This window comes from Betaproteobacteria bacterium (assembly GCA_016791345.1).
GTDB lineage: Bacteria > Pseudomonadota > Gammaproteobacteria > Burkholderiales > JAEUMW01 > JAEUMW01.
On sequence record JAEUMW010000409.1, the window covers coordinates 1 to 14,906 of the forward strand.

Below are 14,906 nucleotides of genomic sequence, written 5' to 3' on the forward strand. Positions count from 1 at the left end.
GAGATGGTGATGCCGGGGGACAACGTGTCGATCACGGTGAGCCTGATTGCACCGATTGCGATGGAAGAGGGCCTGCGCTTTGCCATCCGCGAGGGCGGCAGAACCGTCGGCGCCGGCGTCGTCGCCAAGGTCATAGAGTAAGCCAATGGTCGCACTGCAGAAACAGAAGATCCGCATCCGCCTGAAGGCGTTCGACTATCGACTGATCGACCAGTCGGCACTGGAGATCGTCGAGACGGCCAAGCGCACCGGTGCCGTCGTCAAGGGGCCGGTGCCGCTGCCGACGCGCATCGAGCGCTTCGACGTGTTGCGCTCGCCGCACGTGAACAAGACCTCGCGTGACCAGTTCGAGATCCGCACGCATCTGCGGCTGATGGACATCATCGATCCCACGGACAAGACCGTGGACGCGCTGATGAAGCTCGATCTGCCGGCCGGTGTCGATGTCGAGATCAAGCTTTAAGGAAGTGAAAGAGTGAAGATGTGAAGGGGTGAATTCGATCGGGTGTTGCCCGTTCACGCATTCACCACTTCACTGAATTTAGATTCGCCGGCCAATTGCAGCCGGCCCCTTTGACGAGGGCAACAAGATGAGTTTAGGTCTGGTCGGCCGCAAGGTCGGCATGACGCGCATTTTCACCGACGACGGCGATTCCGTGCCGGTGACCGTGCTCGACCTGTCCGACAATCGCATCACGCAGGTCAAGACCCCGGAAAAGGACGGCTACGCCGCGGTGCAGGTCACCTTCGGCAAGCGTCGCGCGAGTCGCGTGAACAAGCCGGCACAGGGGCATTTCGCCAAGGCCGGAACGGAAGCCGGTCTGCGCCTGAAGGAATTCCGCATCGACGGCGCCGAACTCGACGGCTTCCAGCCGGGTGCGGTCGTGTCGGTGGAAATCTTCAAGGTCGGGCAGAAGGTGGACGTGACCGGCACCTCGAAGGGCAAGGGTTTCGCGGGTTCCATCAAGCGTCACAACTTCGGTTCCAACCGGGCCAGCCACGGCAACTCGGTGTCCCACAACAAGCCCGGTTCGATCGGCCAGAACCAGGATCCGGGGCGCGTGTTTCCGGGCAAGCGGATGGCCGGCCACCTGGGCGACGTGCAATGCACCGTCTCCAACCTCGAAGTGATCCGGGTCGACGCCGCACGCCAACTACTGCTCGTGCGGGGTGCCATTCCCGGCGCGGCCGGCGGCAGCGTCGTGGTACGCCCGGCAGTCAAGGGAGGTGCGTGATGGATCTCAAGCTGATCGACGACAGCGGCCAGGCCACGGCCAGCGTGTCTGCATCGGATGCGACCTTCGGGCGCGAGTACAACGAAGCCTTGGTGCATCAGATCGTCACCGCGTTTCTCGCCAACGCGCGTCAGGGTACGCGAGCGCAGAAGGGCAGGAGCGACGTCGCCAAGTCCACGCGCAAACCGTGGCGGCAGAAGGGCACCGGCCGGGCGCGCGCCGGCATGGCCTCCAGCCCGCTGTGGCGCGGCGGCGGCAAGATTTTCCCGGCGAGTCCCGACGAGAACTTCAGCCAGAAGGTGAACCGCAAGATGTACCGCGCCGGCGTCTCCTCCATCCTGTCGCAGCTCGCGCGCGACGGCCGGCTGGCGGTGGTCGAGCAGTTCGGCGTCGACGCGCCGAAGACCAAGCTGCTCGCGCAGAAGGTGAAGGGCATGGGCTTCGACTCCGTGCTCATCATCACCGACACGCCGGACGACAACCTGTATCTGTCCGCGCGCAACCTGTCGCACGTGCTCGTGCTGCGCCCGAGCGAAGCCGATCCGGTGAGCCTGATGCGCTTCGGCCACGTCGTCATGACGCGTGCCGCCGTTGCCAAGTTCGAGGAGATGCTGGGATGAACGCACAAGCGCAGAAATCGGCGGCCACCGTCTCCGAGCGCCTGATGCTCGTGCTGCTGGCGCCCGTGGTGTCGGAGAAGAGCACCTTCGTCGGCGAGAAGGCGAATCAGGTCGTCTTCAGGGTCGCGCGCGATGCGACGAAACCGGAGATCAAGGCCGCCGTCGAGCACCTGTTCAAGGTGCAGGTGAAGTCGGTGCAGGTGTCGAACGTGAAGGGACGCGAGAAGCGCTTCGGCCGTTTCATGGGCCGGCGCAATCACTGGAAGAAGGCCTATGTGGCGCTCGCGGCCGGACAGGAGATCAGCTTCGCCGCCGGGGAGATGAAATAATGCCGCTCGTCAAAATGAAGCCCACCTCGGCCGGTCGCCGCGCCGTGGTGCGGGTCGTGACACCGGGGCTCCACAAGGGTCGCCCCGAGGCGAAGCTCGTCGAGAAGCAGTCGAAGAAGGCGGGGCGCAACAGCTACGGTCACATCACCACGCGGCACCAGGGTGGCGGCCACAAGCAGCACTATCGTCACATCGATTTCCGTCGCAACAAGGACGGCATCCCGGCGAAGGTCGAACGCATCGAATACGATCCCAACCGCAGCGCGCACATCGCCTTGCTCTGTTATGCCGATGGCGAGCGCCGCTACGTGATTGCCGCCAAGGGTGTCACCGTCGGTGCACAGCTCATGAGCGGCGTGGATGCGCCGATCAAGCCCGGCAATGCGCTGCCGTTGCGCAACATCCCGGTCGGTTCGACCATCCACTGCATCGAGATGACGCCCGGCAAGGGGGCTCAACTCGCACGCTCCGCCGGTGCGTCGGTGCAGTTGCTCGCCCGCGAAGGCAGCTACGCGCAGCTCAGGCTGCGCTCCGGCGAGATCCGCAAGGTGCACGTCGAGTGCCGCGCCACGGTCGGCGAGGTCGGCAACGAGGAGCACTCGCTGGAATCGATCGGCAAGGCCGGCGCCAAGCGCTGGCGCGGCATTCGTCCGACGGTGCGCGGTGTCGCGATGAATCCGATCGACCACCCGCACGGTGGCGGCGAGGGCAAGACCGCGGCCGGCCGCGACCCGGTGAGCCCGTGGGGCACGCCGACCAAGGGCTACCGCACCCGCAAGAACAAGCGTACGCGCGGCATGATCGTGCGCCGTCGCGCGAAGTAAGAGGGCTTCAATCCATGGCACGTTCGATCAAGAAAGGCCCGTTCGTCGATCTGCACCTCGTCAAGAAGGTGGAGACGGCACGCGCGACCAACGACAAGCGCCCGATCAAGACCTGGTCGCGACGCTCGACCGTCCTGCCGGACTTCGTCGGGCTCACGATCGCGGTCCACAACGGCAAGCAGCATATCCCCGTGTTCGTGACCGAGAACATGGTCGGTCACAAGCTCGGCGAGTTTTCGCACACCCGCACCTTCAAGGGTCACTCCGGTGACAAGAAGGCGGCGGCGGCGAAGAAGTAGCGGAGGGAGGCGTCGATGGAAAGCAGAGCAATACTGCGGGGCGTTCGGCTCTCCGCGCAGAAGGCGCGCCTGGTTGCGGACCAGATCCGCGGCATGCCCGTGGACAAGGCGCTCAACGTGCTCGCCTTCAGCCCGAAGCGCAGCGCTGCCGTCATCAAGAAGGTGCTGGAGTCGGCGATTGCGAACGCGGAGCACAACGAAGGTGCGGACATCGACGAGCTCAAGGTGGCGACCATCCACGTCGAGCGCGGCACCTTCCTGCGCCGGTTCATGCCGCGCGCGAAGGGTCGCGCCAATCGCATCATGAAACCGACCTGCCACATCTTTCTCACCGTAGGCGACAAGAGGTAGTCATGGGACAGAAAATTCACCCGACCGGATTTCGCCTCGGCGTCAAGCACGACTGGAGTTCGCGCTGGTACGCGAACAAGAAGAACTTCCCGTCGATGCTGATCGAGGACATCCGGGTGCGCGAGTATCTGCGCAAGAAGCTCGGCAACGCCGCGGTCGGCAAGGTGGTCATCGAGCGCCCGGCGAAGAATGCCCGCATCACCGTGTTCAGCGCGCGCCCCGGCGTGGTCATCGGCAAGAAGGGTGAGGACATCGAGAACCTGCGTCACCATCTGCAGCGCATGATGGGCGTGCCGGTGCACGTCAACATCGAGGAGATCCGCAAGCCGGAACTCGACGCGCAGCTGATCGCGGACTCGATCGCGGCACAGCTCGAAAAGCGGATCATGTTCCGCCGCGCCATGAAGCGCGCGATGCAGAACGCGATGCGGCTGGGCGCGCAGGGCATCAAGATCATGAGCGCAGGGCGCTTGAACGGCGCCGAGATCGCGCGTACCGAGTGGTATCGCGAAGGCCGCGTGCCGCTGCATACCCTGCGCGCGGACATCGACTACGGTGTCTCCGAGGCGAAGACCACCTACGGTGTCATCGGCATCAAGGTGTGGGTGTTCAAGGGCGAGGTGATGGCGCACGGCGAGCAGCCCGCGCAGGCGCCGGCAGCCGAACCGGAGCGCAAGGGGCGGCCGGGTGACGGTGAGCGCCGCGGACGCAAACCAGGAGTGAAGCATGCTGCAGCCAGCTAGACAGAAGTACCGCAAGCAGCAGAAGGGGCGCAATACCGGGGTCGCCACCCGCGGGGCGAAGGTGAGCTTCGGGGAATTCGGGCTCAAGGCCGTCGGGCGCGGGCGTCTGACCGCGCGCCAGATCGAGGCGGCGCGGCGGGCGATGACGCGTCACATCAAGCGCGGCGGCCGCATCTGGATCCGCATCTTTCCGGACAAGCCGATCTCCCGCAAACCTGCGGAAGTGCGCATGGGTAACGGCAAGGGCAACCCGGAGTATTTCGTGGCCGAGATTCAGCCGGGCAAGGTGCTGTACGAGATGGACGGCGTGGACGAAGCCGCGGCGCGCGAGGCGTTCCGGCTGGCGGCGGCCAAGCTGCCGATCATGACCACGTTCGTGAGCCGGCAGGTGGGGTAAGCGATGAATACGACGGAGATGAGATCGAGGTCACCGGCGCAGCTCCAGCAGGAGTTGATGGACCTCCTGAAGGCGCAGTTCAGCCTGCGCATGCAGCACGCCACACAGCAGCTCTCCAATCCGAGCCAGCTGCGCAAGGTGCGGCGGGACATCGCGCGGGTGCGCACTATCCTCAGCGAGAAGGCAAGGCAGGCATGAGCGAGAACACGGTAGCGCGGGCGCTGTTCGGGCGCGTGGTGAGCGACAAGATGGACAAGACCGTCACCGTCCTGGTCGAGCGGAAGGTGAAGCATCCGGTCTACGGCAAGGTCATGACGCGCTCGAAGAAGTATCACGCGCACGACGAGCAGAACGAGTTTCACGAAGGCGACCTGGTCGAGATCGTCGAGTGTCGGCCGCTTTCCAAGACCAAGGCGTGGCGCGTATCGCGCCTGCTGGAGAAGTCGCGCGGCATCTAGGCCACGCGATGCTCGACGCCGGGCTTGCTCCCCGGCGCAAGCTTCACTAAAATGCGCGGTTTTCCGAAGGTCGCCATCCTGATTGCAGGGGCGATCAACTACCCGGGCGGGTTCCAAGACTGACCGTCTGTGATCCGGGCGCAACACGGCCCGGGACGGATCAAGTTGGAAGAGGCGAAATAGCCATGATTCAGATGCAGAGTGTGCTCGACGTTGCCGACAACACCGGCGCACGGTCCGTCATGTGCATCAAGGTGCTGGGCGGCTCGAAGCGGCGTTACGCCAGCATCGGCGATGTCATCAAGGTGACCGTCAAGGATGCCGCCCCGCGCGGGCGCGTGAAGAAGGGCGAAGTCTACAGCGCCGTGGTCGTGCGCACGGCAAAGGGCGTGCGGCGCGCCGACGGCTCGCTCATCCGCTTCGACAACAACGCGGCGGTGCTGCTCAACAACAAGCTCGAGCCGATCGGCACGCGGATCTTCGGGCCGGTGACGCGCGAGTTGCGCACCGAGCGCTTCATGAAGATCGTGTCGCTCGCGCCGGAAGTGCTCTGAACAGGCTGAGGCTCACATGCGCAAGATCAGGAAGGGTGACAGCGTGATCGTCATCGCCGGCAAGGACAAGGGCAAGCGCGGCACCGTGCTGCGCGTGGTCGACGCCGAGCACGTTCTCGTCGAAGGCGTGAACCGGGTGAAGAAGCACCAGCGCGGCAACCCCATGAAGGGCACCACCGGCGGCATCGTCGACAAGGAGATGCCGCTGCACGTGTCGAACGTCGCCATCTACAACCCGGCGACGCAGAAGGCCGACCGCGTTGGCTTCCGCATCCTCGAGGACAAGCGCAAGGTGCGGTTCTTCAAGTCCAACGGCGAACTCATCGAGGCGTAAGGACAAGCGATGGCCCGTTTGCAAGACCATTATCGCCAGCACGTGGTGCCGGACCTCATGAAGCGGTTCGGCTACAAGTCGCTGCTCGAAGTGCCGCGCATCCAGAAGATCACCCTCAACATGGGTGTGGGCGAGGCGGTGGCGGACAAGAAGGTGATGGATAACGCCGTGGGCGACATGGAGAAGATCGCCGGGCAGAAGCCCGTGGTCACCAAGGCGCGCAAGTCGATCGCGAACTTCAAGATCCGTGCGGGCTATCCCATCGGCTGCATGGTGACGCTGCGCGGGGCGCGCATGTACGAGTTCCTCGACCGCCTGGTGAGCATCGCGATCCCGCGCATCCGCGATTTCCGCGGCATGTCCGGGCGTGCCTTCGACGGTCGCGGCAACTACAACCTCGGCGTGAAGGAGCAGATCATCTTCCCCGAGATCGAGTACGACAAGATCGACGTGCTGCGCGGCATGAACATCACCATCACCACCACCGCGAAGAGCGACGAGGAGGGAAAAGCGCTCCTCTCCGCATTCAAGTTTCCGTTCCGGAATTAGGAAGCCATGGCCAAGCTGTCGCTGGTTAACCGTGAGAACAAGCGCCGCAAGGCAGTTGCGAAGTTCGCCGCGCGGCGCGCCGAGCTGATTGCCGTCGTGCGCGACGCAAAGCTGTCGGACGAAGAAAAGGACGCGGCACGCGCCAAGCTGCAGGCGCTGCCCCGCAACGCGAGCCCGGTGCGCCTGCGCAACCGCTGCGCGCTGACCGGACGCCCGCGCGGCGTCTATCGCAAGTTCGGGCTCGGCCGCAACAAGCTGCGTGACATCGCCATGCGCGGCGAGATCCCGGGCATGATCAAGGCGAGCTGGTAGGAGCTTTCAGTATGAGCATGAACGATCCGGTCGCGGACATGCTGACGCGCATTCGCAACGCCCAGAGTGCGGAGAAGGTGTCCGTCTCGATGCCCTCCTCGAAGCTCAAGGTGTCCATCGCCCAGGTGCTCAAGGACGAGGGCTACATCGAGGACTTCGCGGTGCGCGGCGATGCCGGCAAGCCGCAGCTCGAAATCGGCCTCAAGTATTACGCCGGCCACCCGGTGATCGAGAAGATCGAGCGCGTGAGCCGGCCAGGGCTACGCATCTACAAGGGGTCGGGCGACATTCCGCGCGTCATGAACGGGCTCGGCATCGCGATCGTGTCCACCTCGCGGGGCGTGATGACGGATCGCAAGGCGCGCGCGTCCGGCGTGGGCGGCGAAGTGCTCTGCATCGTCGCCTGAGCGCCGACCTTCGGAGAGTCGATACATGTCTCGTGTAGCAAAGATTCCGGTGACCGTGCCGTCCGGTGTCGACGTGACCGTGACCGACACGCAGATCGTCGTCAAAGGGCCGCTCGGCACGCTGACGCAGGCGCTGCCGCGCCGCGTGGTGCTGGAACGCGATGGCGACAAGATCCAGGTCAGGGCCGCGGATGTGTCGCAGGAGTCCGGTGCCATGTCGGGGACGGCGCGGGCGCTGCTCGGCAACATGGTCCAAGGCGTGACCAAGGGCTTCGAGCGCAAGCTGCAGCTGGTGGGTGTGGGCTATCGCGCGCAGGCGGCGGGCGACACCCTGAACCTCACGCTAGGCTTCTCGCATCCGGTCGCGCACAAGATGCCGAAGGGCGTCAAGGTGGAAACGCCGACCCAGACCGACGTGGTGGTGAAGGGCATCGACAAGCAGCTCGTCGGGCAGGTGGCGGCGGAAATCCGCGCCTACCGGAAGCCCGAGCCGTACAAGGGCAAGGGCGTGCGTTATGCCGATGAAGTCGTGGTCCTGAAAGAGACCAAGAAGAAGTAACGAGACGATGAGCGACAAGAATGAATCGCGGTTGCGCCGGGCGCGCCGCACCCGAGCCAAGATCGCCGAACTCAGGCAGGTGCGCCTGTCCGTGCATCGGAGCAACTGCCACATCTACGCGCAGGTGATCAGCGCCGAAGGCGATCGGGTGCTGACCAGCGCCTCGACGCTCGAGCCCGAGGTGCGGCAGTCGCTCAAGTCCGGCGGCAACGCCGCGGCGGCGGCCGCGGTGGGCAAGCGCATCGCGGAGAAGGCGCGCGGCCTCGGCATCGAGCAGGTGGCGTTCGACCGCTCCGGGTACCGTTATCACGGACGGGTGAAGGCGCTGGCGGAGGCCGCCCGCGAGGCCGGCCTCAAGTTCTAGGCGGAGTCGATCATGGCGAGAATGCAACCCAAGATGCAGTCGGGCGAGGATCGCGGCGACGGCCTCAAGGAAAAGATGATCTCGGTGAACCGCGTCACGAAGGTCGTGAAGGGCGGTCGTATCCTCGGCTTCGCTGCGCTCACGGTGGTCGGCGACGGTGACGGCGGCATCGGCATGGGCAAGGGCAAGGCGCGCGAAGTGCCGGTGGCGGTGCAGAAGGCGCTCGACGAAGCGCGCCGCAAGCTCTTCAAGGTGAGCCTCAAGGGCGGCACGCTGCACCACTCGGTCATCGGCAAGCACGGCGCGAGCACTGTCTACATCCAGCCTGCCTCCGAGGGGACGGGCATCATCGCCGGCGGCGCCATGCGTGCCGTGTTCGAGGTGATGGGCGTGACCAACGTGCTCGCCAAGTGCTTCGGCTCGACCAATCCGTACAACGTCGTGCGTGCCACGTTGAACGGCCTTGCCGCGATGAACACCCCCGCCGAGATCGCCGCCAAGCGCGGCAAGTCGGTCGAAGAAGTCACGGGATGACGGTCATGGCGGAAGCGCAGAAGAAAGTCCGGGTGACCCTGGTCAGGAGCGTGATCGGCACGCTCGCGTCGCATCGCGCGTGCGTGCGCGGCCTCGGCCTCAAGCGGCTGAATCAGAGCGTCGAGGTCGTGGACACCCCTGCCGTTCGCGGCATGATCCGCAAGGTGAGCTACCTGCTGAAGTGCGAGGACTGACATGCAACTCAACACGCTGAAGCCCGCTGCTGGCGCGAAGCGCGCACGGCGCCGGGTCGGCCGCGGCATCGGCAGCGGCCTGGGCAAGACCGCGGGCCGCGGCCACAAGGGTCAGAAGGCGCGCGCGGGCGGCTTCCACAAGGTGGGTTTCGAGGGTGGTCAGATGCCGCTGCAGCGACGGCTGCCGAAGCGCGGTTTCACGCCGCTCGATGCAGGCTCGACCGAGGAAGTGCGACTGGCGGCGCTCGGCGCCGTGCAGGCCGAGGTCATCGACCTGTCAGCGCTCAGGGCAGCCGGCCTCGTGAGCAGCACGGCGCTCGCCGCAAAGGTCATTCTCAAGGGCAAGATCGAGCGCGCCGTGACGCTGAAGGGCGTGCTCGTCACCAAGGGCGCGCGCACGGCGATCGAAGCCGCGGGCGGCAGCATCGAGGCCTGAAGGACGCACTCGGGTGGCTTCCACGACATCGGCACTCGGCCTGGGCGGACGCTTCGGTGATCTGCGCCGGCGCCTGCTGTTCCTGCTGGGTGCGCTGATCGTCTACCGCATCGGCGCGCACATTCCGGTGCCGGGCATCGACCCGGTGGTGCTGGAAGAACTCTTCCGCTCGCAGCGCGGCGGCATCCTCGACATGTTCAACATGTTCTCGGGCGGTGCCCTCTCGCGCTTCACGATCTTCGCGCTGGGCATCATGCCGTACATCTCGGCCTCCATCATCATGCAGCTTATGACGGTGGTGGTGCCGAGCCTGGAGGCGCTCAAGAAGGAGGGGGAGGCGGGCCGCCGCAAGATCACGCAGTACACGCGCTACGGCACGGTGGTGCTGGCGACCTTCCAGGCGGTGGGCATTTCCGTCGCCCTCGAAGGGCAGGCGGGGCTCGTCTTCGAACCCGGGCCGCTCTTCCGCTTCAACACGGTCATCACGCTCGTCACCGGCACCATGTTTCTCATGTGGCTCGGCGAGCAGATCACCGAGCGCGGCCTCGGCAACGGCATCTCGATCATCATCTTCGCCGGCATCGCAGCCGGCCTGCCGCATGCCATCGGCGGCACACTGGAACTCGCGCGCACCGGTGCCTTCTCGATCCCGTTCGTCCTGCTGCTCTTCGCCGCGGCGGTTCTGGTGACCACCTTCGTCGTCTTCGTCGAGCGCGGTCAGCGCAAGATTCTGGTGAATTACGCCAAGCGCCAGGTGGGCAAGCGCATCTACGGCGGACAGACCTCGTTTCTGCCGCTCAAGGTCAACATGGCCGGCGTGATTCCGCCGATTTTCGCCTCCAGCATCATCCTGTTCCCGGCGACCATCGCCGGCATGTTCGGCCAGAGCGAAAGCACCAACTGGCTGCGCGATCTCGCGGCAACCCTGCACCCGGGGCAGCCGGTGTACGTGCTGTTGTACGCGGGCGCCATCATATTCTTCTGCTTTTTCTACACCGCACTCGTCTTCAATCCGAAGGAGACGGCCGACAACCTGAAAAAGAGCGGCGCTTTCGTCCCCGGCATCCGGCCCGGCGATCAGACGGCGAAGTACGTCGAGAAGATCCTGACGCGTCTGACGCTCGCCGGTGCGGCATACGTCACGCTGGTGTGCCTGCTGCCGGAGTTTCTCATCGTGAAGTGGAACGTGCCGTTCTATTTCGGCGGCACGAGCCTGCTTATCGTGGTGGTGGTGACGATGGATTTCTGGGCGCAGGTTCAGGCTTACATGATCTCGCACCAGTACGAGCCGCTGTTGAAGAAGTCGCCGATCAAGGGCGGTCTCCCGCGCCCGCGCTAGGACTGCATGTCGAAGGAAGAAACGATCCAGATGCAGGGCGAGGTCGTGGAGACCCTGCCCAACGCGACGTTCCGCGTGAAGCTCGAAAACGGCCACATCGTTCTCGGGCACATTTCGGGCAAGATGCGCATGCACTACATCCGCATACTGCCGGGCGACAAGGTGACGGTGGAATTGACGCCGTACGACCTGTCACGCGCGCGCATCGTGTTCCGGGCGAAGTAGCGAGGCAGCGCCTCGCGGGTTTTTGGCAGGCCGCCCTGGTGGCGGCAGGCGAGAGGAGAAGGAAATGAGAGTTCAGGCATCGGTCAAGAAGATCTGCCGCAAGTGCAAGATCATTCGCCGCAAGCGCGTGGTGCGGGTGATCTGCAGCGACCCGCGTCACAAGCAACGCCAGGGTTGATAGCAGAACCCAGGCTGAATATAATTTCAGGTTTTCTTCCGCTGGAGCGTCCATGGCCCGGATTGCAGGGGTGAACATCCCCAACCATCAGCACGCCGAGATTGCGCTTACCGCCATCTACGGGATCGGCCGCGCTCGCGCACGGGCGATCTGCACGGCGTCGGGCATCGAGGGCAACACCAAAGTCAAGGAGCTCTCGGAGCAGCAGATGGACCGGCTGCGCGAGCAGGTCGGCAAGTTCACCGTCGAAGGTGACCTGCGCCGCGAGACCACGATGAACATCAAGCGGCTCATGGATCTCGGCTGCTACCGCGGGCTGCGTCACCGGCGCGGACTGCCGGTGCGCGGCCAGCGCACGCGCACCAACGCGCGTACCCGCAAGGGGCCGCGCAAGGCGATCGGGGCCGGTCGCGCCGCGAGCAAGTAAGGACGATCGAGCATGGCTAAGGCAAGCACCCGGGTGCGCAAGAAGGTCAAGAAGAACGTGGCGGAAGGCATCGCCCACGTGCATGCGTCCTTCAACAACACCATCGTGACCATCACCGACCGGCAGGGCAACGCGCTCTCGTGGGCGACGTCCGGTTCGGCAGGCTTCAAGGGCTCGCGCAAGAGCACGCCCTTCTCGGCCCAGGTCGCCGCCGAACAGGCGGGCCGGGCGGCGCAGGAGTGCGGCGTGAAGAATCTCGAGGTCCGCATCAAGGGACCGGGTCCCGGCCGCGAATCGGCGGTGCGGGCGCTCAATGCCTGCGGTTTCAAAATCACCAGCATCTCGGACGTGACCCCGGTGCCGCACAATGGTTGCCGGCCGCCGAAGAAGCGTCGCATCTAGGAGTATCCCGCCGATGGCCCGCTATACGGACGCCAAGTGCCGCCTTTGCCGCCGCGAGGGGGAGAAGCTCTTTCTCAAGGGCGAGAAGTGCTACACCGACAAGTGCGCGATCGAGCGCCGCAGTTATGCGCCGGGTCAGCACGGGCAGAAGAACCTGCGCAAGTCGGACTATGCCAATCAGCTGCGCGAGAAGCAGAAGGTACGCCGCATCTATGGTGTGCTGGAGCGCCAGTTCCGCGGCGTGTACCAGGAAGCGGACCGGCGGCGCGGGGTGACCGGCGAGAACCTGCTGCAGGTTCTGGAGAGCCGGCTCGACACTGTCTGCTACCGCATGGGCTTCGGCTCGTCGCGCTCGGAAGCGCGGCAGATCGTTCGCCACAACGCCATCCTCGTCAATGGTCGGCGCGTGAACATCCCTTCGTATCGGGTTCGCCCGGGTGACGTGGTGGAGGTGGCCGAGAAGGCGAAGGGACAACTGCGGGTGAAGGGCGCGACGGAGGCGGCGGAAGGCCGTGGCTTCCCGGAATGGGTCGAGGTCGACATTAAGGGCCTCAAGGGTACGTTCAAGGCCTTGCCGCAGCGCTCGGACCTGCCTCCCACCATCAATGAAAGCTTGGTCGTCGAGTTGTATTCCAAGTAATCGTTGTCAGGATCACAGTCTATGCAAAGCACCGGATTCTTGAAGCCGCGGATCGTCGACGTTCAGAACCTGTCGCCGCTGCACGCGAAAGTCACGATGGAGCCGTTCGAGCGCGGCTACGGGCACACGCTCGGCAACGCGCTGCGCCGTGTTCTGCTGTCGTCGATGCCGGGTTACGCGCCGACCGAGGTTAAGATCACGGGCGTGCTGCACGAGTACTCAACGCTCGACGGTGTGCAGGAGGACGTGGTCGACATCCTCCTCAACCTCAAGGGCGTGGTGCTCAAGCTGCACAATCGCGAAGAGGCGCAGCTCACGCTGAAGAAGGAAGGCGAGGGCGTGGTGACGGCGGGGGACATCGAGGTGACCCATGACGTCGAGATCATCAATCCGGATCACGTCATCGCCCATCTCGCCGCCGGCGGCAAGATCGACATGCAGCTCAAGGTCGAGCACGGCCGCGGCTACGTGCCGGCCATCTCGCGCATCACCGACAAGGATTCGCGCTCTATCGGCAGCATCATGCTGGACGCTTCGTTCAGCCCGGTGCGGCGCGTGAGCTACGCGGTGGAATCCGCGCGCGTCGAGCAGCGCACCGACCTCGACCGCCTGGTGATCGACATCGAGACCAACGGCAGCGTCGAGCCGGAGGAGGCGATCCGCTTCGCGGCGCGCATCCTGGTCGATCAGCTGCAGCTGTTCGCCGACATCCGCCCGACGCCGGCCGCGATCGAAGCGCCGAAGGCACCGCAGGTCGATCCGATCCTGCTGCGTCCGGTGGACGACCTCGAACTCACCGTGCGTTCGGCCAACTGCCTCAAGGCCGAGAACATCTATTACATCGGCGACCTCATCCAGCGCACCGAGACAGAGCTTCTGAAGACGCCGAACCTCGGGCGCAAGTCGCTCAACGAGATCAAGGAAGTCCTCGCCTCGCGCGGGCTCACGCTCGGGATGAAGCTCGAGAACTGGCCTCCCGCCGGCCTCGAGAAGCCGTAAGAACGGAGTCAACGACCATGCGCCACCGCCTCGGTCTCAGGAAGCTGAACCGCACCAGCAGTCATCGGCTGGCGATGTTCCGCAACATGACGAACTCGCTGCTGCGACACGAAGTGATCAAGACGACGCTGCCCAAGGCGAAGGAACTGCGCAGGGTGGTCGAGCCGATGATCACGCTCGGCAAGACGCCGACACTCGCGAACCGCCGCCTCGCCTTCGACCGCCTGCGCGACCGTCAGATAGTGGTCAAGCTCTTCGACGAGCTCGGTCCGCGCTATGCCAAGCGCAACGGCGGCTATCTGCGCATCCTCAAGTTCGGCTTCCGCCAGGGCGACAACGCGCCGATGGCGCTGGTGGAACTCATGGACCGGCCGGAAGAGGCACCTGCGCCGGCCGAAGCGAAGGCTTGAGCGCGAGCCGCGGATGAACAGAAAAGGCCGGGAGCGTCCCGGCCTTTTTCTTGGGTAGCACGCGTGCGGCACGCAACCCTGATCCAGACCGGGCAGCGGGTGGAAGATTGTGCCGCTCGCCTCGCGGAGTTCTATCCGCTGGCTCGCCGCCTCTGTGCTGATGGGTTCCCCGCCGAGGAGACGAAGGAACTCGACGCCCTGCGGGATCATGTGAGCTTGGGTTTCGTCGATGCGCTGCGACGCGAGGTGTCCGCCCGCACCGCACTGCCGGTGGAATGGCTGAGCCTCGATCGCTTCACGCTGCACGGCTGCGGCGCGGTCAGCCTGCACGACGATCGCCACAACTACCCGAACGTGTACTTCGTGATCGTGGTCATCCACTCGGGCCGGCTCGGCGTGGTCGACGCCAGGTCACGCGCACGCCGTCATGCCCTGGGCGAGATCCTGCTGCTCGACCCGCACAAGAAACACGCGCTCGTGCCGGAGGGACTCGGGGCGCGCGAGCACCCGTATGAGCGCACGCACAGCCCCGTAGAGCGCGACCAGGACCGGTTCATGTTCGCGTGCTTCGACGTCCCGCGGCCGCTGCTTCGCCAGCGCTTTCGCGACGCGGGTGCGGCGCAGACGGTAGCCTGATCCATGGCGGTCGTCCTCTTCACCGATTTCGGTTCCAACGACATCTACGTCGGCCAGGTGGAAGCGGTGCTCGACCGCTGCGCGCCCGGCGTGCGGGTGATCCACCTGTTGCACGAGGCGCCGGCGTTCGACATCGAGGCGGCCGCGCATC

32 protein-coding genes are annotated in these 14,906 nt (G+C 65.1%); all 32 read left to right on the forward strand.

Features of this window, described 5'->3' with window-relative positions; all coding sequences use genetic code 11:
* A partial coding sequence (locus tag JNK68_15500; protein ID MBL8541749.1) for an elongation factor Tu occupies positions 1 to 141 on the forward strand: 141 nt, incomplete at its 5' end.
* A 13-nt stretch (positions 142 to 154) separates the two neighbouring features.
* Entirely contained in the window at positions 155 to 463 is a 309-nt protein-coding gene (gene rpsJ, locus JNK68_15505; protein ID MBL8541750.1) for a 30S ribosomal protein S10, read from the forward strand.
* A gap of 127 nt (positions 464 to 590) precedes the next feature.
* Positions 591 to 1,235 (forward strand): 50S ribosomal protein L3, encoded by a 645-nt coding sequence (gene rplC / locus JNK68_15510; protein MBL8541751.1) that lies wholly within the window; start codon positions 591 to 593, stop codon positions 1,233 to 1,235.
* The gene (gene rplD / locus JNK68_15515; protein MBL8541752.1) at positions 1,235 to 1,855 is read left to right on the forward strand and encodes a 50S ribosomal protein L4; all 621 of its coding nucleotides are present in this window, start codon (positions 1,235 to 1,237) and stop codon (positions 1,853 to 1,855) included. The genes rplC and rplD overlap by 1 nt, the downstream gene beginning before the upstream one ends.
* The gene (gene rplW / locus JNK68_15520) at positions 1,852 to 2,184 is read left to right on the forward strand and encodes a 50S ribosomal protein L23 (GenBank protein ID MBL8541753.1); all 333 of its coding nucleotides are present in this window, start codon (positions 1,852 to 1,854) and stop codon (positions 2,182 to 2,184) included. The genes rplD and rplW overlap by 4 nt, the downstream gene beginning before the upstream one ends.
* Complete coding sequence (gene rplB, locus JNK68_15525; protein ID MBL8541754.1) at positions 2,184 to 3,008, forward strand: 50S ribosomal protein L2; 825 nt, start codon at positions 2,184 to 2,186, stop codon at positions 3,006 to 3,008. Before rplW ends, rplB begins: the two co-directional genes overlap by 1 nt.
* A gap of 14 nt (positions 3,009 to 3,022) precedes the next feature.
* Positions 3,023 to 3,307 carry a 30S ribosomal protein S19 gene (gene rpsS, locus JNK68_15530; GenBank protein ID MBL8541755.1) on the forward strand — a complete coding sequence of 95 codons (285 nt, stop codon included), beginning with the start codon at positions 3,023 to 3,025 and terminating at the stop codon, positions 3,305 to 3,307.
* Between the two features lie 15 nt (positions 3,308 to 3,322).
* A complete protein-coding gene (gene rplV, locus JNK68_15535) occupies positions 3,323 to 3,658 on the forward strand; it encodes a 50S ribosomal protein L22 (protein ID MBL8541756.1) in 336 nt (111 codons plus the stop codon).
* Between the two features lie 2 nt (positions 3,659 to 3,660).
* Positions 3,661 to 4,401 carry a 30S ribosomal protein S3 gene (rpsC, locus tag JNK68_15540; GenBank protein MBL8541757.1) on the forward strand — a complete coding sequence of 247 codons (741 nt, stop codon included), beginning with the start codon at positions 3,661 to 3,663 and terminating at the stop codon, positions 4,399 to 4,401.
* A complete protein-coding gene (rplP, locus tag JNK68_15545; GenBank protein MBL8541758.1) occupies positions 4,385 to 4,798 on the forward strand; it encodes a 50S ribosomal protein L16 in 414 nt (137 codons plus the stop codon). The genes rpsC and rplP overlap by 17 nt, the downstream gene beginning before the upstream one ends.
* Positions 4,799 to 4,801: 3 nt before the next feature.
* Positions 4,802 to 4,996 (forward strand): 50S ribosomal protein L29, encoded by a 195-nt coding sequence (gene rpmC, locus JNK68_15550; GenBank protein MBL8541759.1) that lies wholly within the window; start codon positions 4,802 to 4,804, stop codon positions 4,994 to 4,996.
* A complete protein-coding gene (gene rpsQ / locus JNK68_15555) occupies positions 4,993 to 5,256 on the forward strand; it encodes a 30S ribosomal protein S17 (GenBank protein MBL8541760.1) in 264 nt (87 codons plus the stop codon). The genes rpmC and rpsQ overlap by 4 nt, the downstream gene beginning before the upstream one ends.
* A 185-nt stretch (positions 5,257 to 5,441) precedes the next feature.
* The gene (gene rplN / locus JNK68_15560) at positions 5,442 to 5,810 is read left to right on the forward strand and encodes a 50S ribosomal protein L14 (protein ID MBL8541761.1); all 369 of its coding nucleotides are present in this window, start codon (positions 5,442 to 5,444) and stop codon (positions 5,808 to 5,810) included.
* A 16-nt stretch (positions 5,811 to 5,826) separates the two neighbouring features.
* The gene (gene rplX / locus JNK68_15565) at positions 5,827 to 6,144 is read left to right on the forward strand and encodes a 50S ribosomal protein L24 (protein MBL8541762.1); all 318 of its coding nucleotides are present in this window, start codon (positions 5,827 to 5,829) and stop codon (positions 6,142 to 6,144) included.
* Between the two features lie 9 nt (positions 6,145 to 6,153).
* Positions 6,154 to 6,693 (forward strand): 50S ribosomal protein L5, encoded by a 540-nt coding sequence (gene rplE / locus JNK68_15570; GenBank protein MBL8541763.1) that lies wholly within the window; start codon positions 6,154 to 6,156, stop codon positions 6,691 to 6,693.
* Between the two features lie 6 nt (positions 6,694 to 6,699).
* Positions 6,700 to 7,005: a 30S ribosomal protein S14 gene (gene rpsN, locus JNK68_15575; GenBank protein ID MBL8541764.1), complete on the forward strand. Its 306-nt coding sequence runs from the start codon at positions 6,700 to 6,702 to the stop codon at positions 7,003 to 7,005.
* An 11-nt stretch (positions 7,006 to 7,016) separates the two neighbouring features.
* A complete protein-coding gene (rpsH, locus tag JNK68_15580) occupies positions 7,017 to 7,412 on the forward strand; it encodes a 30S ribosomal protein S8 (GenBank protein MBL8541765.1) in 396 nt (131 codons plus the stop codon).
* Between the two features lie 25 nt (positions 7,413 to 7,437).
* Positions 7,438 to 7,971 (forward strand): 50S ribosomal protein L6, encoded by a 534-nt coding sequence (gene rplF / locus JNK68_15585; GenBank protein MBL8541766.1) that lies wholly within the window; start codon positions 7,438 to 7,440, stop codon positions 7,969 to 7,971.
* A gap of 7 nt (positions 7,972 to 7,978) precedes the next feature.
* Entirely contained in the window at positions 7,979 to 8,335 is a 357-nt protein-coding gene (rplR, locus tag JNK68_15590; protein MBL8541767.1) for a 50S ribosomal protein L18, read from the forward strand.
* Between the two features lie 12 nt (positions 8,336 to 8,347).
* A complete protein-coding gene (gene rpsE / locus JNK68_15595) occupies positions 8,348 to 8,869 on the forward strand; it encodes a 30S ribosomal protein S5 (protein MBL8541768.1) in 522 nt (173 codons plus the stop codon).
* A gap of 5 nt (positions 8,870 to 8,874) precedes the next feature.
* Positions 8,875 to 9,063: a 50S ribosomal protein L30 gene (gene rpmD / locus JNK68_15600; GenBank protein MBL8541769.1), complete on the forward strand. Its 189-nt coding sequence runs from the start codon at positions 8,875 to 8,877 to the stop codon at positions 9,061 to 9,063.
* Between the two features lies 1 nt (position 9,064).
* Positions 9,065 to 9,499, forward strand: coding sequence for a 50S ribosomal protein L15 (gene rplO / locus JNK68_15605; GenBank protein ID MBL8541770.1), 435 nt, complete (start codon positions 9,065 to 9,067; stop codon positions 9,497 to 9,499).
* 13 nt (positions 9,500 to 9,512) lie between these two features.
* The gene (gene secY, locus JNK68_15610; protein ID MBL8541771.1) at positions 9,513 to 10,838 is read left to right on the forward strand and encodes a preprotein translocase subunit SecY; all 1,326 of its coding nucleotides are present in this window, start codon (positions 9,513 to 9,515) and stop codon (positions 10,836 to 10,838) included.
* Between the two features lie 6 nt (positions 10,839 to 10,844).
* The gene (infA, locus tag JNK68_15615) at positions 10,845 to 11,063 is read left to right on the forward strand and encodes a translation initiation factor IF-1 (protein ID MBL8541772.1); all 219 of its coding nucleotides are present in this window, start codon (positions 10,845 to 10,847) and stop codon (positions 11,061 to 11,063) included.
* A 64-nt stretch (positions 11,064 to 11,127) separates the two neighbouring features.
* Positions 11,128 to 11,241: a 50S ribosomal protein L36 gene (gene rpmJ, locus JNK68_15620; GenBank protein ID MBL8541773.1), complete on the forward strand. Its 114-nt coding sequence runs from the start codon at positions 11,128 to 11,130 to the stop codon at positions 11,239 to 11,241.
* A gap of 52 nt (positions 11,242 to 11,293) precedes the next feature.
* Positions 11,294 to 11,668 (forward strand): 30S ribosomal protein S13, encoded by a 375-nt coding sequence (gene rpsM / locus JNK68_15625; GenBank protein MBL8541774.1) that lies wholly within the window; start codon positions 11,294 to 11,296, stop codon positions 11,666 to 11,668.
* Between the two features lie 12 nt (positions 11,669 to 11,680).
* Complete coding sequence (gene rpsK, locus JNK68_15630) at positions 11,681 to 12,070, forward strand: 30S ribosomal protein S11 (GenBank protein MBL8541775.1); 390 nt, start codon at positions 11,681 to 11,683, stop codon at positions 12,068 to 12,070.
* A 13-nt stretch (positions 12,071 to 12,083) separates the two neighbouring features.
* A complete protein-coding gene (rpsD, locus tag JNK68_15635; GenBank protein ID MBL8541776.1) occupies positions 12,084 to 12,710 on the forward strand; it encodes a 30S ribosomal protein S4 in 627 nt (208 codons plus the stop codon).
* 21 nt (positions 12,711 to 12,731) lie between these two features.
* Positions 12,732 to 13,709, forward strand: coding sequence for a DNA-directed RNA polymerase subunit alpha (gene rpoA, locus JNK68_15640; GenBank protein ID MBL8541777.1), 978 nt, complete (start codon positions 12,732 to 12,734; stop codon positions 13,707 to 13,709).
* 17 nt (positions 13,710 to 13,726) lie between these two features.
* Positions 13,727 to 14,119: a 50S ribosomal protein L17 gene (rplQ, locus tag JNK68_15645; protein ID MBL8541778.1), complete on the forward strand. Its 393-nt coding sequence runs from the start codon at positions 13,727 to 13,729 to the stop codon at positions 14,117 to 14,119.
* 63 nt (positions 14,120 to 14,182) lie between these two features.
* Positions 14,183 to 14,755 (forward strand): hypothetical protein, encoded by a 573-nt coding sequence (locus JNK68_15650; GenBank protein MBL8541779.1) that lies wholly within the window; start codon positions 14,183 to 14,185, stop codon positions 14,753 to 14,755.
* A 3-nt stretch (positions 14,756 to 14,758) separates the two neighbouring features.
* Positions 14,759 to 14,906, forward strand: a 148-nt coding sequence (locus tag JNK68_15655) for an SAM-dependent chlorinase/fluorinase (GenBank protein ID MBL8541780.1), incomplete at its 3' end; no start/stop codon positions are given.

Coding starts and splice junctions, on each gene's coding strand:
- rpmC (MBL8541759.1), top strand. CDS start 4,802: ATGAATACGACGGAGATGAGATCGAGGTCACCGGCGCAGCTCCAGCAG.
- rplF (MBL8541766.1), top strand. CDS start 7,438: ATGTCTCGTGTAGCAAAGATTCCGGTGACCGTGCCGTCCGGTGTCGAC.
- rplP (MBL8541758.1), top strand. CDS start 4,385: ATGCTGCAGCCAGCTAGACAGAAGTACCGCAAGCAGCAGAAGGGGCGC.
- rpmJ (MBL8541773.1), top strand. CDS start 11,128: ATGAGAGTTCAGGCATCGGTCAAGAAGATCTGCCGCAAGTGCAAGATC.
- rpsN (MBL8541764.1), top strand. CDS start 6,700: ATGGCCAAGCTGTCGCTGGTTAACCGTGAGAACAAGCGCCGCAAGGCA.
- rplO (MBL8541770.1), top strand. CDS start 9,065: ATGCAACTCAACACGCTGAAGCCCGCTGCTGGCGCGAAGCGCGCACGG.
- rplW (MBL8541753.1), top strand. CDS start 1,852: ATGAACGCACAAGCGCAGAAATCGGCGGCCACCGTCTCCGAGCGCCTG.
- rpsQ (MBL8541760.1), top strand. CDS start 4,993: ATGAGCGAGAACACGGTAGCGCGGGCGCTGTTCGGGCGCGTGGTGAGC.
- rpoA (MBL8541777.1), top strand. CDS start 12,732: ATGCAAAGCACCGGATTCTTGAAGCCGCGGATCGTCGACGTTCAGAAC.
- rplB (MBL8541754.1), top strand. CDS start 2,184: ATGCCGCTCGTCAAAATGAAGCCCACCTCGGCCGGTCGCCGCGCCGTG.
- rpmD (MBL8541769.1), top strand. CDS start 8,875: ATGGCGGAAGCGCAGAAGAAAGTCCGGGTGACCCTGGTCAGGAGCGTG.
- rplV (MBL8541756.1), top strand. CDS start 3,323: ATGGAAAGCAGAGCAATACTGCGGGGCGTTCGGCTCTCCGCGCAGAAG.
- rplN (MBL8541761.1), top strand. CDS start 5,442: ATGATTCAGATGCAGAGTGTGCTCGACGTTGCCGACAACACCGGCGCA.
- rplD (MBL8541752.1), top strand. CDS start 1,235: ATGGATCTCAAGCTGATCGACGACAGCGGCCAGGCCACGGCCAGCGTG.
- rplQ (MBL8541778.1), top strand. CDS start 13,727: ATGCGCCACCGCCTCGGTCTCAGGAAGCTGAACCGCACCAGCAGTCAT.
- rpsE (MBL8541768.1), top strand. CDS start 8,348: ATGGCGAGAATGCAACCCAAGATGCAGTCGGGCGAGGATCGCGGCGAC.
- rplC (MBL8541751.1), top strand. CDS start 591: ATGAGTTTAGGTCTGGTCGGCCGCAAGGTCGGCATGACGCGCATTTTC.
- rpsD (MBL8541776.1), top strand. CDS start 12,084: ATGGCCCGCTATACGGACGCCAAGTGCCGCCTTTGCCGCCGCGAGGGG.
- infA (MBL8541772.1), top strand. CDS start 10,845: ATGTCGAAGGAAGAAACGATCCAGATGCAGGGCGAGGTCGTGGAGACC.
- rpsM (MBL8541774.1), top strand. CDS start 11,294: ATGGCCCGGATTGCAGGGGTGAACATCCCCAACCATCAGCACGCCGAG.
- rpsC (MBL8541757.1), top strand. CDS start 3,661: ATGGGACAGAAAATTCACCCGACCGGATTTCGCCTCGGCGTCAAGCAC.
- rplX (MBL8541762.1), top strand. CDS start 5,827: ATGCGCAAGATCAGGAAGGGTGACAGCGTGATCGTCATCGCCGGCAAG.
- rpsH (MBL8541765.1), top strand. CDS start 7,017: ATGAGCATGAACGATCCGGTCGCGGACATGCTGACGCGCATTCGCAAC.
- rpsK (MBL8541775.1), top strand. CDS start 11,681: ATGGCTAAGGCAAGCACCCGGGTGCGCAAGAAGGTCAAGAAGAACGTG.
- rpsS (MBL8541755.1), top strand. CDS start 3,023: ATGGCACGTTCGATCAAGAAAGGCCCGTTCGTCGATCTGCACCTCGTC.
- rplR (MBL8541767.1), top strand. CDS start 7,979: ATGAGCGACAAGAATGAATCGCGGTTGCGCCGGGCGCGCCGCACCCGA.
- rplE (MBL8541763.1), top strand. CDS start 6,154: ATGGCCCGTTTGCAAGACCATTATCGCCAGCACGTGGTGCCGGACCTC.